The organism is Pseudomonas sp. B7(2017), from assembly GCF_002112745.1.
In the GTDB taxonomy this organism is placed as follows: domain Bacteria; phylum Pseudomonadota; class Gammaproteobacteria; order Pseudomonadales; family Pseudomonadaceae; genus Aquipseudomonas; species Aquipseudomonas ekonensis.
Window position 1 is genome coordinate 139,248 of record NZ_NEIP01000005.1, and the last position, 13,862, is coordinate 153,109.

Annotated in this window: 19 protein-coding genes and 1 tRNA gene; 13 read left to right on the forward strand and 7 right to left on the reverse strand. The window is 59.4% G+C overall.

The window, feature by feature from the left end; translation table 11 throughout:
* Positions 1-924, reverse strand: coding sequence for a GPO family capsid scaffolding protein (locus tag CAG29_RS11865; RefSeq protein WP_085694537.1), 924 nt, complete (start codon positions 922-924; stop codon positions 1-3).
* 162 nt (positions 925-1,086) lie between these two features.
* Between CAG29_RS11865 and CAG29_RS11870 the strand changes: the two genes are divergently transcribed.
* The 3 genes from CAG29_RS11870 to CAG29_RS11880 all read left to right on the forward strand — a co-directional run bounded on the left by CAG29_RS11870 (position 1,087) and on the right by CAG29_RS11880 (position 4,243).
* Entirely contained in the window at positions 1,087-3,129 is a 2,043-nt protein-coding gene (locus CAG29_RS11870; protein WP_085694540.1) for a terminase large subunit domain-containing protein, read from the forward strand.
* Positions 3,041-3,910, forward strand: coding sequence for a phage portal protein (locus CAG29_RS11875; RefSeq protein ID WP_085694635.1), 870 nt, complete (start codon positions 3,041-3,043; stop codon positions 3,908-3,910). The genes CAG29_RS11870 and CAG29_RS11875 overlap by 89 nt, the downstream gene beginning before the upstream one ends.
* A gap of 75 nt (positions 3,911-3,985) precedes the next feature.
* Positions 3,986-4,243, forward strand: coding sequence for an ogr/Delta-like zinc finger family protein (locus tag CAG29_RS11880; protein WP_085694636.1), 258 nt, complete (start codon positions 3,986-3,988; stop codon positions 4,241-4,243).
* A gap of 52 nt (positions 4,244-4,295) precedes the next feature.
* On the opposite strand, the gene CAG29_RS11885 is transcribed toward CAG29_RS11880, so the two are convergent.
* On the reverse strand, positions 4,296-4,481 hold the full coding sequence (locus tag CAG29_RS11885; RefSeq protein WP_085694542.1) for a hypothetical protein: 186 nt from the start codon (positions 4,479-4,481) through the stop codon (positions 4,296-4,298).
* 101 nt (positions 4,482-4,582) lie between these two features.
* Complete coding sequence (locus CAG29_RS11890) at positions 4,583-4,933, reverse strand: helix-turn-helix domain-containing protein (RefSeq protein WP_085694544.1); 351 nt, start codon at positions 4,931-4,933, stop codon at positions 4,583-4,585.
* Positions 4,934-5,017: 84 nt separating this feature from the next.
* On the opposite strand from CAG29_RS11890, the gene CAG29_RS11895 reads away from it, so the two are divergent.
* From CAG29_RS11895 to CAG29_RS11930, 9 genes are all read left to right on the forward strand, one after another.
* Positions 5,018-5,230, forward strand: a complete 213-nt coding sequence (locus CAG29_RS11895; protein ID WP_085694546.1) for a hypothetical protein — start codon at positions 5,018-5,020, stop codon at positions 5,228-5,230.
* 29 nt (positions 5,231-5,259) lie between these two features.
* Positions 5,260-5,739: a YmfL family putative regulatory protein gene (locus tag CAG29_RS11900; RefSeq protein ID WP_085694548.1), complete on the forward strand. Its 480-nt coding sequence runs from the start codon at positions 5,260-5,262 to the stop codon at positions 5,737-5,739.
* On the forward strand, positions 5,736-6,101 hold the full coding sequence (locus CAG29_RS11905) for a hypothetical protein (RefSeq protein ID WP_085694550.1): 366 nt from the start codon (positions 5,736-5,738) through the stop codon (positions 6,099-6,101). The genes CAG29_RS11900 and CAG29_RS11905 overlap by 4 nt, the downstream gene beginning before the upstream one ends.
* 73 nt (positions 6,102-6,174) lie before the next feature.
* Positions 6,175-6,408, forward strand: coding sequence for a hypothetical protein (locus tag CAG29_RS11910; protein ID WP_085694552.1), 234 nt, complete (start codon positions 6,175-6,177; stop codon positions 6,406-6,408).
* 2 nt (positions 6,409-6,410) lie between these two features.
* A complete protein-coding gene (locus tag CAG29_RS11915) occupies positions 6,411-9,206 on the forward strand; it encodes a toprim domain-containing protein (protein WP_085694554.1) in 2,796 nt (931 codons plus the stop codon).
* Between the two features lie 16 nt (positions 9,207-9,222).
* Complete coding sequence (locus CAG29_RS11920) at positions 9,223-9,516, forward strand: hypothetical protein (RefSeq protein WP_085694556.1); 294 nt, start codon at positions 9,223-9,225, stop codon at positions 9,514-9,516.
* Between the two features lie 64 nt (positions 9,517-9,580).
* Positions 9,581-9,847 carry a hypothetical protein gene (locus CAG29_RS11925; protein ID WP_085694558.1) on the forward strand — a complete coding sequence of 89 codons (267 nt, stop codon included), beginning with the start codon at positions 9,581-9,583 and terminating at the stop codon, positions 9,845-9,847.
* On the forward strand, positions 9,840-10,010 hold the full coding sequence (locus CAG29_RS28495) for a hypothetical protein (RefSeq protein WP_170930368.1): 171 nt from the start codon (positions 9,840-9,842) through the stop codon (positions 10,008-10,010). Before CAG29_RS11925 ends, CAG29_RS28495 begins: the two co-directional genes overlap by 8 nt.
* 105 nt (positions 10,011-10,115) lie before the next feature.
* Entirely contained in the window at positions 10,116-11,300 is a 1,185-nt protein-coding gene (locus CAG29_RS11930) for an Arm DNA-binding domain-containing protein (RefSeq protein ID WP_085694560.1), read from the forward strand.
* A 126-nt stretch (positions 11,301-11,426) separates the two neighbouring features.
* On the opposite strand, the gene CAG29_RS11935 is transcribed toward CAG29_RS11930, so the two are convergent.
* From CAG29_RS11935 to CAG29_RS28200, 4 genes are all read right to left on the reverse strand, one after another.
* Positions 11,427-12,188: a hypothetical protein gene (locus tag CAG29_RS11935; RefSeq protein ID WP_085694562.1), complete on the reverse strand. Its 762-nt coding sequence runs from the start codon at positions 12,186-12,188 to the stop codon at positions 11,427-11,429.
* Positions 12,189-12,198: 10 nt separating this feature from the next.
* Positions 12,199-12,417, reverse strand: a complete 219-nt coding sequence (locus CAG29_RS11940) for a hypothetical protein (RefSeq protein ID WP_085694565.1) — start codon at positions 12,415-12,417, stop codon at positions 12,199-12,201.
* A 204-nt stretch (positions 12,418-12,621) separates the two neighbouring features.
* A tRNA-Ser gene (locus CAG29_RS11945) sits at positions 12,622-12,711 on the reverse strand.
* Positions 12,712-12,719: 8 nt separating this feature from the next.
* Complete coding sequence (locus CAG29_RS28200) at positions 12,720-12,944, reverse strand: hypothetical protein (RefSeq protein WP_139831322.1); 225 nt, start codon at positions 12,942-12,944, stop codon at positions 12,720-12,722.
* A 65-nt stretch (positions 12,945-13,009) separates the two neighbouring features.
* Between CAG29_RS28200 and CAG29_RS11950 the strand changes: the two genes are divergently transcribed.
* Positions 13,010-13,699, forward strand: a complete 690-nt coding sequence (locus tag CAG29_RS11950; RefSeq protein WP_085577632.1) for a crotonase/enoyl-CoA hydratase family protein — start codon at positions 13,010-13,012, stop codon at positions 13,697-13,699.
* Positions 13,700-13,862: the final 163 nt, after the last annotated feature.

Genomic DNA, 13,862 nt, shown 5'->3' on the forward strand with positions numbered 1-13,862 from the left:
TCAAAGCACCCGAGGTTTGGCTTTGCCGGCTGGGCCGGTGGTGCGCGGCAGGTTGCGGCCGGCGGTGGTGTTCTGCAGGGCGGTGAACTGCTTTTGCAGGTTGCCCAGCGCGGCCATCACAGCCTTGTTGCCGTTGGCGCTGCGCTTGAACTCGCGTTCCTCTTCGGCGGTGGTGACGATTTCGTCCACGGCCGCGCTCACATCATCGACCAGCGACTGGTCAGGTTCCGGCGCCTCTTCGGCGGCAGGCTCGATTACGGCCTGGATGCCGGCGGCGACGACCAGCAGCTGGGCCAGCAGGGCTTTCAAGGCCGTTGCGGTAGCTTCATCCATTGGGGTTTTGCTCTCGGTTGGGGGTTGCTGAGTGGTTTCGGGGGGGGTGTCTTCGAGCGCAAAACGCTTGAACAGGCGGGTGAACATCGCGGCAAGGCGCCCGATCTCGCCCTGCGGCTCGGTTTGGCCGAATGAGCCAAGCTCATGGGAGGCCGCGAAGTAGGAATCGCGGCTGGTGCGGCTGGAAAAGTAGAGTTCCTGGGTGCCGACGCTGGCGGGTTCGTCGGTGACCGCGATGCCGGTCATGTACGCCTTGCCACGGCCCCGGAAATTCGGAGCGATTTCAATGCTGGTGAACAGCTTTTCGCCGGCGTCGTTCAGGCGCAGCAGCTTGTCGTTGGGCTTCAGCTGCGCTTCAAGGGCGACTTGGCCAGGCTCCAGGTCCTCGCCCTCCTCGACCAGGCGCACGGCGAACACGGTGCCGAACGAGCCGAACCAGCGGTCGTGCTCACACCAGATAACGGCGGTGTACAGGGTCGGCGTGTAGGTCTCGGCGATGTCGCGCAGTTCCTGGGGCAGGATCTCGCGTCCATCGACGGTCGGGCCGCTGGTGGCTACGCGTTTCCAGTAGGAGACAAGGGAACGGGGCATGGTCGGTGACTGCGCTCAATCGTTGAATGAACCGCCACGATAGGGAGCCGTCGGGGCCCGAACAAACGGTTGAATTCCGACTTCCTCCTATTTCCGTGATGTAGGAGGTTCGCGGAATTTAACCCCGCGTTTACCGAGTTTTCGCCGCATAGACTGCGGCCCATGAACTACCCGACCGAAGTCAAAGAAGCCGCCAAACGCCTCTACCTGCGCCGCTGTTCGGTGAAGGAGATCCAGGCGCACCTGAAGCTGCCCAACATCCGAATCGTCTACTACTGGATCCGCCAAGGGTGCTGGGACGAGATGCTGACGGATGAGGAACCGCTGAGCGCGGTCAGCCGACGGATCACCTTGATCCTGGAGAAGGCCGAGACGCTGGCAAAGGGCGAACTCGACGAGCTGGAGCGCCTGACCACGCTCCGGGAGCGCCTCATCAAGCAATCGAACAAGCCGGCGCCGGCGCCGTCTGCGGACGGCCCGGACCAGGCCCGGGAGCGCCCGTCAGGGCAGCGCCGCGAGCGCGGCGAGGGTGGCGGCAAGAAGCGCGAAAAGAAGGCCAAGAACGACGTCAGCGGCCTGACCGAAGTGGACTTCCTGGATAAGTTCATCTCCAAGATGTACGCCTACCAGAAAGAGCTGTTCGCGGCGAAGCAGAACCCGCTGACCCGCCGCATCCGGAACATCCTCAAGAGCCGCCAGGTCGGCCTGACCTACTACTTCGCCGGCGAGGCGTTCATGGACGCCGTGCTGAGCGGCGACAACCAGGTGTTCCTGTCCGCCAGCCGTGCGCAGTCGGAGATCTTCCGCAGCTACATCGTCCAATTCGCCCAGCAGTGGTTCGGCATCGAACTGACCGGCAACCCGATCACCCTGAGCAACGGCGCCGAGCTGCGTTTCCTCAGCACCAACAGCAGCACCGCCCAGGGCTACCACGGCCACGTCTACGTGGACGAATACTTCTGGATCCGCGACTTCGAGAAGCTCAGCACTGTGGCCAGCGCCATGGGCACCCACAAGAAATGGCGCAAGACCTATTTCTCGACGCCCAGCGCCGTGTCGCACCAGGCGTACCCGTTCTGGTCGGGGGAGGAGTTCCGCAACAGCAAGCGCGGCAAGAAGGCCGGCGGGGAGTGGCCGAGCGAAGCGGCCTACACGCAGGGCGCGCTGTGCCCGGACGGCCAGTGGCGCAAGACGATCACCCTGGACGATGCCATCGCCGGCGGCTGCGACCTGTTCGACCTGGAGCAGCTGCAGCTGGAGTACGACGAGGACAAGTTTCAGCAGCTCTTCTACTGCAAGTTCATCGACAGCACCCAAAGCGCGTTCAGCCTCAAGGACCTGGAGCGCTGCTACTCGGACCTGTCGTTGTGGGACGACTTCAACCCGGAACTGGATCGGCCGTTCGGCAACAGTCCGGTCTGGCTGGGCTACGACCCGAGCCGCACCCGCGACGACGCCACCTGCGTGGTCGTCGCGCCGCCGCTCGAACCCGGGGCGAAGTTCCGGATCCTGGAGAAGCACAGCTGGCGGGGCCACTCGTTCACCTACCAGGCCGCCCAGGTCAAGAAGCTGACCGAGCGCTTCAACGTCCAGCACATCGGCATCGATGTCACCGGCGTGGGTTACGGCGTTTTCGACCTGGTGCGCGACTTCTATGCCAAGGCGACGCCTATTCACTACAGCCTGGAGGCGAAAAACGCCCTGGTGCTGAAAGCCCAGGACACGATCCAGGGGAGCCGCATCGAATGGGACGCAGGCTGGAACGACATCGCCCAGGCCTTCCTGACCATCAAGCGCGGCGCCACCAACAGCGGCCAGATCACCTACAGCGCCTCGCGCACCGATGCCACCGGCCACGCCGACATCGCCTGGGCGGTGATGCACGCCCTTTCCAACGAGCCTTTGAACACCAACAAGCGGCGCCGCAGCCGCTACGTAACGAGTAACCAGAACAGCCATGGCCAACCGCAAACGCAGAATGCAACACGAAGCCAAACCGAAGCAGCAGCCGATGCGCACGTTTACGTTCGGGGAACCGGAGCAGGTGTTGTCCGGCAACATCGGCGAGTACGTAGGCGTGTTTCCCAGCGACGACGGCAAGATCTACAAGCCGCCGGTGTCGCGGGTCGGCCTGGCCAAGCTGCTGCGCGCCAACGCGCACCACGGCGCCATCCCGAAGTTCAAGCGCAACCTGCTGCTGCGTGAGTTCATTCCCTCGGCCGGCTGCAGCACGGAGACGATGGGGCGAGCCGGCCTGGACTACATGGTGTTCGGCGAAGCGTACCTCTACAACGACACCAACGCGTTCGGGCAGGTGCTGGAGCTGCAGCACCTGCCCGCGATCAACATGCGGGTGAAGGTCGACGGCGGCTTCGTGATGCTGCTGCCCGACAACAAGGAAATGGAGTTCGAGGCGCACGAGGTCTCCCACGTCCTGGACTACGACGTGGAACAGAACATCTATGGGATTCCCGACTACCTGGGCGGCCTGCAGGCGCTGCTGCTGAACGAGGCCGCCACCCTCTTCCGCCGGCGGTACTACAGCAACGGCGCGCACGCCGGCTACATCTTCTACACCAACGACCCCGACCTGACCGAAGAGGACGAAGACGAGCTGCGCGCCCAGATCAGCGCGAGCAAGGGTGTGGGCAACTTCCGTTCGATGTTCGTCAACATCCCCAACGGCAAGGAGAACGCAATCCAGATCATCCCGGTGGGTGACTTCCAGGCGAAAGACGAACTGGAGAAGGTGAAGAACATCACCCGGAACGACGTCATTGCGGCCTGGCGAATGAACCCCGCGCTGGCCGGCATCATTCCGGAGAACACCGGCGGCTTCGGCGACATCGAGAAGATCGATCGGGTGTACACCAGCAACGAGATCAGGCCGATCTGCCAGCTGTTCAACCAGCTGAATGATCGACTGCGAGATGACAGGCGATTTAGCTGGATACCTGCGCCAAAAACAGTGGAATCGACTGCATGAAAGACACCTTGCAGCGAGTACCACTACAAAGTATGGCACTATGGTGGCGATCAGTTGCCCCTGGGGAGGGACACCATGAGAGTTGTATGCAAGTGCGGCCACAAGGGCCGGATTGCCTCGCGGGAAGAGGTAACAACGGAGTTCGTGAAGCTTTACTGCCAATGCCTGGACGCAAAGTGCGGGCATACCTGGGTGGCGAACCTGACGTTTTCGCACACGCTCAGTCCGTCATCGCAGACGTTCGAACGGTTACTCATCGATCGCCTGCGCGAAATGCCCAGGGCGAAACAGCGGGAGCTATTCGAGCAGTTGGGAACGCAGGCGGTGGCATAGCGACAAATCGCCGACACATGGCCGGCGATCGGGATCATTCAACGAATGACTTTCAGCCCCCTACAGACTCCTTTGGGTTGATTGCCATTATCTCGGCTAACCGGCGAACTTGCTGTTGTTCCACTTCGGTGAGCCGACGATAGAGATCGATCAGGCGACATTCGATTTTGGTGAGTCCAATGGCTTCCGACTCGATATTTTCGAACGCGGTCTGATCGTTCTTCTTGCGATCCAACATGCTTACTACTCCATAACGTGCATTGCTGATTCGACGTTATCGGAGCGGCCAACCGCATTGGAACGGGAGCACGACTAATGAGTCATGAGCTTTGCTTCAAGTTACAACCGATGGCGAGCCGCATCGTCAGCCATGGCTTCAAGGAAACGACGGATCGCTTTTTGATCGTCCGTAGTGATGCTGCGGAACTGCTTAATCAAGCAGTCCTCGATTTCGTTCAACGTGCTTTCAGCCAGGTTCGTACGAACGCCAGTAAGGATGTAGGGAACGTCAAAGCCGAACTGCAAAGCGACCTTACTCAGGTAGGGCGCAGGTGCATCGCTCGTTCCTGCCTCATAGTTCGCTTGAGTACGCTTTACCACGCCAATTGCGTCCGCAATCTCAGCTTGGGTCATACCGCAGCGCTTCCGTTCTTCCTGCAGGCGGGAACCAATTTCTTCAGAAAGATGCAAAATTATTCATCCAAAATATTTACAAATGCATTGTGATGCACCATTCTGCATTTCACACCACATGAAATTGCATGGATTTGCACTATGCCGAAGATGAGTATCAGCGAGCAAGCCCGCCAGAAAGCGCGGAAAGCTTTGGAAAAGCGCGGGCAATCCGCGAAAGATTTTGCACTTCTACATCACTTGAGTCCCAGCACCGTATACGCGGTACTGAGCGGCCAGAGCCAATGTCGCCGTGGGGAGGCACACCGAGCTGCAGTGTTACTCGGCATCAAAGACGGTGTTATCGAACAGTAATGGCATCACTCAACAGGGAACAGTAGAAGATGAAAAGCTCCGTTCTAGAGACGCGCAAGGAAGCCATGCGCGAGATTATTCGAAGTCATCCGGATGGGCGCGAAGGTGCTGCCGCTCGTTTGGGAATGAAGGTCAAAAAATTCGACAACCACGCCTATGAAAATGCGGGCTGCAGTCCACTGACAGACGCTCAGATTCATACGCTGGAGCAAGCCAGCGGCACCAGCTATTTCCCGAGTTACGTGGCGCAGTTATACGGCGGTCTGTTTGTGGCCGTCGCCGCTCCGGAGAAACTGGACAACGTCGAGTTGTATGCCCGATCGGTTCAGGCATCGGCAAAGCGCGGCTGTGTTGACCAGGCTATCGCCCAAGCGCTTGAGGACGGCTCAATCAGCGTTGAAGAAGCCGAACACATCCTAGCCGCCCACAACCTCCACATGGCAGCGCGTCACGCTGAGGTGCTTGCCGCTATCGACCTGTATCGCGCCAAACCGGGGAAAAGCCAATGAACAACTTGCCGGCAGTACAGGAATATCAGGACATGCTGAAAGCCGCAGCGCTCGCGTTTCTTGAGCGGCACCAGTGCGAACACCTGGGCGACGATCAGCAATTGTTCAAGCGGGCCGTCCAGCACCTTGTGACTGATTACAACGCCACGACGCAGCATGCCGAACGACTGGTGCATTTGGCCAATAGCGAACTGTCAGCGGTGAGCGATCGGCAGCGATTGGACGTCGTAAACAGCACCTCCACACACACCGTAATTTTCGACACCTCCACCGGCAACACCTGGGCAATCCCGGTCAGCCTGATCTACGAGCGCATCCTCGTTGCTCCCGATAACGGGCGCTTCCGCATTACCGCTTCGTAACAACCAACCCCTAAGTCCCCCTACCCCACCGCCGTGGGTTTGGGTGAGCTGCGCCCGAAATTGAGGTTTGACGATGGAAAACACCCTGAATATCCACGCAAAGCTGCCGCCGAATCAGGCTCAAGCGCTCCTGGCCAACCTGCGTGAACAGTACCGTCTCAGCCTCAATGACCTTTGGTACGCAGACCAATACCGCTTTATCCCCGAAGGCCTGCGTCACGGTTCGATTCTCGCCAATTCCCCCGTGATGGCCGCTCAGAAACATCTGATCGGCGCCCTCTCCCTCTGCCTCAAGAAAGTGAAGTAACCATGAAAGAGCAATTGCGCGACGACGTGATCGAGCGCCTGAAAAAAGAATATGGGCTTAAGCAACGGTCAGGCGCCCACTACATGCGCGGGGGCACTTGCCCGAAGTGCCGGCAGAAGACGCTGTACACCCGTTTTGATGCTCCGTGGTTGGTGATCTGCGGCAGACCCGAGAAGTGCGCTCACACGATGCATGTGAAAGAGCTGTACGAGGATCTGTTTGAAGACTGGAGCAAGCGTGCGCCGGCGACCGATCAGCACCCCAACGCGACGGCTCGCGCCTATCTGGAGTTCGCCCGGGGCTTCCGCATTGAGCTGATCCAGGGCTGGTTCACCCAGGAAAGTTTCTACTCCGTCGAACACAACGCCGGCAGCGCCACCGTTCGCTTTGCATTGGAGAAAGGCGGCTGGTGGGAACGCCTGATCGACCGCCCGCACCGCTTCGGCAAGATGAAAGCGCGCTTCAAGTCCAAGGACAGTTACCGCGGCGTCTGGTGGTGCCCGCCCTGCGTGGATCTGCTGGAAGCCAAAGAACTCTGGATTGTGGAAGGCATATTCGACGCGATCGCCCTGGTGCACAACGACATCGCAGCCGTATCAGCCATGTCTTCGAATGCATTTCCGGAGGAATCGCTACGGGCGCTCGCCCGTGACCGTGAAGGCAAGCTGCCGAAGCTGGTGTGGGCGCTGGATAACGAACCAGGCGCGCACACCTACACCAAACGCTGGGCAAAGCAGGCGCGAGCCTTGGGGTTCGTCTGTGAGGCGGCACAGATCCCTCTTCGTGACGGCCGCAAGACCGACTGGAACGATCTGCACCAGCGCTGGGGTTTCATCGAAGACGAAAGCGATCGCGCCAACCAGGTGGCGGCAGATCTGAAACAGGCCCGCCATCTGGGCGCCCTGCTGCTCGCCGAGAGCGCCGCAGAAAAAGCCCTGCTCATGTACGACTGGAACAAGCGCGGCGAATTCCACCTGGGCTTCGGTAGCCGCTTGTACTGGTTCAAGTTGGACATGGAGAAATTTAACCGGGCAATGCAGGACATCGAGGACAGCGAGAACCACGACGACCAGTTGCTGAACCAGTCGCAGCAACGCGAAAAGGCCCTGCAGCAGTCAGGCAGCGTCGTCGAGATAGCTAACTGCTACCCGCAAGCCCTGTATTTCCAGCGCAACGAAGTCACCGACGAGTCCTGGTACTACCTGCGTGTGGACTTCCCGCATGACGCCGAAAGCGTGAAGAACACCTTCACCAGCGGTCAGTTGTCGGCCGCCAGCGAATTCAAGAAACGTCTGCTCGGCATGGCCGCCGGCGCCATGTACACCGGCAGCGGGCAGCAGCTGGACAAGCTTATGAAGGATCAATTGTTCGGCATCAAAACCGTTTCGACGATCGACTACGTGGGCTACAGCAAGGAATACGGCTGCTACGTCTATGGCGATATCGCGATCAAGGAAGGCGTTACCTACAAGGTCAACAGCGAGGACTATTTCGAGTTCGGAAAACTGCGTCTGAAGACGCTGCAAAAAGGTGTGTCCATCACGCTGCAGCGAGATGGCAAGGACTTCGACGAAGCCTGGCTGAAATTGCTCTGGACATGCTTCGGCGCCCAAGGTCTGGTCGCCCTGGTGTTCTTCTTCGGCTCGCTGTTCTGCGAACAGATCCGCAATCGTTGCCAGTCGTTTCCCTTCTTGGAAGCCACAGGCGAGGCCGGCGCCGGCAAGACCACCTTGCTCAATCTGCTGTGGAAGCTGCTCGGCCGCGAGGGTTACGAAGGCTTCGACCCCATGAAGTCGACAAAGGCCGGTCGCTCACGCTTGATGGGCCAGGTGTCCGGCATGCCCGTCGTGTTCCTGGAGGCCGACCGCCACGGCGATGATCGATCGCATGCCAAGACGTTCGAGTGGGACGAACTCAAGGACTACTACGGCGGCGGCACCCTGGCCACCAAGGGGGTGAAGACTGCCGGCAACGAGACCTACGAGCCTCCGTTTCGCGGAACGATCGCCATCAGCCAGAACGCCCCCGTGGTCGCCCACGAAGCGATCATGACCCGGATCGTCAAACTGCACTTCATCCGTCCCACCGTCACCCCGCAAAGCCGCGTGGCGGCAGACAGGCTCAACGCCCTGGACGGCAAAACCTTGAGCCACTTTCTGATTCGAGCGGTCAGCAAGGAGTCCGCCGTGCTTGAGCTCTTCACCCAGCGCATGCCCGAGCACGAAGCCAGGCTGCGCCGCCTGCATACCCACTGTTTCGCTTGCGGCACGGAGTACCCCAGCGAGCAAGGCAGCTGCAGCAGTTGCGGGTATGACCTGCGCGGGTACATCCGGGTGGAGCGGATCAGCAAGAACCACGCGCAACTGCTCTCGCTGCTCGATGCTTTGCGCTTTGTTGTGAAACTGGAAGATCCCCAGGTCGCCGCCACCCAGCGCCAGATAGTGCGCATGGCCATTGAGCGCCAGGCCTCGATCAGCTCCGACCACCCGGCGGTCGCCGAGTTTTGGGAGGTATACGACTACCTCCAATCGCTCAGCGAAGACCCCGTGGTCGACCACAGCAGCGATCCGAATGTGATTGCGATCAACCTCAACGAATTCAGCGAGCGCGCCGCCGAACACAAACAGAAGCTGGCCGACGTGGCGACCCTGCGCGACCTGCTGAAAGAGTCCCGCTCGCACAAGTTTGTGGAGGCCAACAAGGCCGTCCATAGCGCCGTTCGGGCAGCGTTAAACGCCAAAACCCCACTGGCTCCAGGCCGTCCGACGACGGTCAAGTGCTGGATCTTCAAAGCCTGAGAAGGAGGCAACACCGATGCAAATCCAAGTGTTTATGGGCAATGCCGGCGACGGCAACACGAACAAGCTGCAGGCAGTCTTCGACCAGTTGCAGGCGTTGGGGCACACCCAACCGGTGATCCAGGCCGGCGCCTACGGCGAAGAAGGTCTGCTGCAGATTCTTGAGGTGCGGGCCGCCGGTGGCCAGCGCGACATCCTGGTCAACGACTGCAGCCGGCAACAGATTTTGAGGGTCTTGGAATGGCAATCATGCGTGGAGCATGAGCCTGTTTTTGACGACCTGGTGATACACCTGGCGCGCAAGGACTGACCTGAAAAAACAGTGCCGAGGAGTTGCAGCTCCCCGACACCCAACCACCACCGAGGGCAATACCATGCAAGCACAGCACCACAGCAGCAGCGCCGCGAAGGCTAACACACCGGCACGGCACCTGGTGGCCACCGCGATCATCGGCGCGGCCATGATCGGTTACCTGATTCAGAAAACCCCGGAGTCGCGCACGCGCCTCGAAAACCTGAGCCAGATCGCCGGCACCTTGGGCCAGCTCAGCGATCGGGACGCCGCCGTCGTGGCCGACCTGCTCGCCCACCCTCCCCGCCGGCGGGAAGCGGCGGTCGCCGGGAGCGAGCCCCATGTCTGACCGATCCAGCGCCCACGGCATACCGCGCTTTCCCTGGGACCTCGACGCCAGCAGCCTGTGCGACCAGTGCGGTAAATGGCGCGTACAAGGCAGCCACGCGCAGTGCAGCCGCACGCGGCAGTTGCTCAATGCCCACCGGCGCAAGCAGCCGCCGAAGCGATAGCTGCGTCCACTAGAAAACGCGCATCCAGATACTTGGCCCGGAAACGGGCCTTTTTGTTTCCGATCGTCAGACTGTCGATACACGAGTACAGCGTTAGGGGTTTACATGAGTGGCGTCGAAGCTCGCGGCAATTCCGTGAGAATCTACTTTCAATACAACGGGGAGAAATGCCGGGAATCCGTCCCCGGGGGCAACACGCCGGCAACCGTCGCCCAGGCCAGGCGCCTGCTCGACATCATCGATTACGAGATCCAGACCGGCACCTTCGATTACGCCCGGCACTTTCCCCACTCCTCAAGGCTGGTGGAAAACACCTTCGGCCATTACCTGGACCTGTGGTTGAAGATCAAGGCCAACAGCGTGGCGGCGTCCAGCTATCGCGGGTATGCGAACAAGGCCGAAGTGCATGTGCGCCCGCGCTGGGGCAAGCACCAGATCAACCAGATCGATCACCTGGATCTGCAGGAATGGATTCAGGGCACGCTGTCGAAAACCCTGAAGAACAAGACCATTCGCGACATCATCAGCAACGTGCGCCAGGTGTTTCGCCTGTACCGCACGCGGATGAAGGTCGCCCATGACCCGACCGAAGGGCTGATGGTCCGCCTACCTGATCCGGAGGCGCCCGATCCTTTTACCCGTGCCGAAATCAAACAGATCCTCACCACGCCAACCGACCGCACACTGGAGCTGCTGATGGTGCAGTTCATGCTGTGGGCCGGGCCACGGGTCTCGGAAACCATCGCCCTGGCCTGGGAAGACGTCGACCTGGCACAAGGCACCGTGACCTTTCGCCGCTCCAAGGTGCGCGGCGCCTACCGGGTCACAAAGACCCGCCGATCGACGCGCCGGGTGCGTCTGCTGGCCCCGGCGTGGGAGGCGCTACGCAAGATTGATGCGCTGACCCGCCGGCGCAAGGCGGAAACCGTCGAGGTCGTCGAGCGCGACAACAAGACAATCCGCCGACACTCCCTGCACTTCGTCTTCCTCAACACGAAAAGCGGTCTGCCGCATGCCAACGACTTTGTCGTGCGAGACCGCTTTTTCAAGGCACATCTGCTTGCGGCCGGGGTACGCTACCGCGGGCCTGGGCAGTGCCGGCACACCTACGCCAGTCAATTACTCACTACTGGCGTGGCATCGATCGACTGGATCGCCGAGCAGATGGGTCATACCAACGGCAATATGATCCGTCAGCACTATGGAACCTGGATCAACGAGGACGGACCGGACGTGGTAGGGATGCTGCAACTTGCCCTGAAGTTGTCACCGGTCACAGTTCTACACTGAATCCGCTGAGGCGCAGCGGTAGACCAGCCTGGGGGAGTCTCGTTTCCAGGATGCCAAGAAAAGGCCCCCGCACCTAGGCAAGGTGTGGGGGCCGACTGAACATAGGACGTAATTATGTGTAGCTGTCTACTCCAGTGCTGACCAATCATTGGACTGGAAGCCGGTGCTCGTTGCTTTCAGAAAGCTAGCCTCATAATCGCGAATCGAAGTAAATAACTCGTTATCCCTGAATGCCAACGCCGCCATACAGCAGGCCATGAGGCCTCTATACATATAATTCCAAAAATCCGCACGATGCTCAGCTTGCCTCGTAGTCCCGTGCATGCCTCGCATAAAAAAACCGGGTGGTGCTCCCCCATACATATCCATGATCTGGGGTGAAGCTGCATGGACGTAACCCGAATATGCCTTGCTAAGCGTTCTGGCACTATCCAAGTGCTTGCTACAACCTTTTGGACCGCTCACGCACCGATCCAAATACGCACGAATTTTTTTCCTTGGCACCATTCCCTTGTTTATCGAAGAGACAGACTCTGCGTGGGAGTGAAATTCCTCTTGAAAGAAATTCTCCAAGTATTGCTCAAGTATAGGAGTCGAATCTCCGTTGATTACTGAGTATGCCAAGAACGAAATATCTTCGGTAATTTCATCGAGGATACGTTGTAGAGAGGCCTGTTCTTGAATAAACCCCGCTTCAAGCAACAACTTTGCCGCGTGGAGGCTACTCACCATGCGCGCCAGCTTCTGCACCAACGCCTGATAGATCGTTTTCTCAACATGTCGATAGACAAACGAATCTCTAAATTCAACTTTTTGGGGAGCGGGGACGCGCTCTGCAAACACACTGACGATGCGCTCCATGTAATTCAACGCTTGTTCGTAATGCATGGCATCCCACCTAGGATTGTCGAAGTCGCAGAATCGCATCTTCGATCGCTTTCGCGTTCTTATCCAGAGTTTCCATAGCTCCAACCGCGCTTTCCGCAACAGTCTCTACGCCATTCTCTGAAAGCCACTTGGTGACCTCTTCTACCGCCGCCCCAAGCGCATGCTGGTTGTGCAGCAGCAGCGTAAGTGCATCTGCAGTGGCAATGTTGGAATCTGAGTTATTTGGCATAGCAGGCTTCCATCGAGTTTGGTTCGCAGAATCCTAGCTCATCGAATCGCTGGCGACGTCATTCACCCATGCGGTAGTCGTCATTTTTTGCACCAAAATAGCGCGCCAGTCCCATCTCAGTCCCATATGGCCATTTTTCGGACGCCAAAAACCACAAACCCCCGACTTTCTCTAGGAAAATCAGGGGTTTGCGTTCTCAGAATTTGGCGGTGAAGGAGAGATTCGAACTCTCGATACAGTTTCCTGTATACACACTTTCCAGGCGTGCTCCTTAAGCCACTCGGACACTTCACCGTATCTCGTCATTCGCGTTGCGTCTGTCGAGGCGCGCTAATGTAGTCGAAAGCTTTTCCGATGGCAAAGGTTTTTTTCAGAATTTTCATGCGGTTAAGGCATTTACCCTTTTCTGCGGGTTCCGGCCCATGGCAAACCGGCCATTCTCCGGTCGGCGCCAGGCCATCTTCGGCACCGGGAATGCCTTCCATAGGGATCGGCAAACGGAATGCGGTGACCGGCGGGTCAGTCACAGTGCTTTACCTGACCTGCATCGCTGGGTAACGTCTGCCTCAACTTTCTTATAAGGAATAGCGTCATGAGCGACCTGGTTGCCTATCACCTCGAAGACGGCATCGCGACCCTGACCCTGAGCAACGGCAAGGTCAATGCCATTTCCCCGGACGTGATCGCCGCGTTCAACGCAGCGCTGGACCGGGCCGTGACCGATCGCGCCGTGGTGATCATCACCGGTCAGCCGGGCATCCTGTCGGGCGGCTATGACCTCAAGGTAATGACGGCCGGCCCTAAAGAGGCGGTGTCGCTGGTGACCGCCGGTTCGACCCTGGCCCGTCGCCTGCTGTCGCACCCGTTCCCGGTGATCGTGGCCTGCCCGGGCCATGCGGTCGCCAAAGGGGCGTTCATTCTGTTGTCCGCCGACTACCGCATCGGCGTCGACGGCCCGTTCAGCATCGGTTTGAACGAAGTGCAGATCGGCATGACCATGCACCACGCCGGCATCGAGCTGGCCCGTGACCGCCTGCGCCGCTCGGCTTTCCACCGTTCGGTGATCAACGGTGAGATGTTCGATCCGCAATCCGCCGTGGACGCCGGCTTCCTGGATAAGGTGGTGTCGGCCGAAGAACTGCAGGGCGCCGCCCTCGCCGCTGCACGTCAGTTGAAGAAGATCAACATGACCGCGCACAAGAACACCAAGCTCAAGGTGCGCAAGGCCCTGCTGGAAACCCTGGACAACGCGATCATTCAGGATCAGGAGCATCTGGGATAACCCCCTGCCCCCGCCATCGCGCAGCAAACCGAGAGCCCGGCCGTCGTGTCGGGCTTTTTCTTACGCGGGCATTTGAATCCTCCGACAACGCTCTAGGTCGCATCTGACCACCGAGTCGGAAACATGCGCTTAAACATCGCCCATCTCCGGACACTTGAGCGGC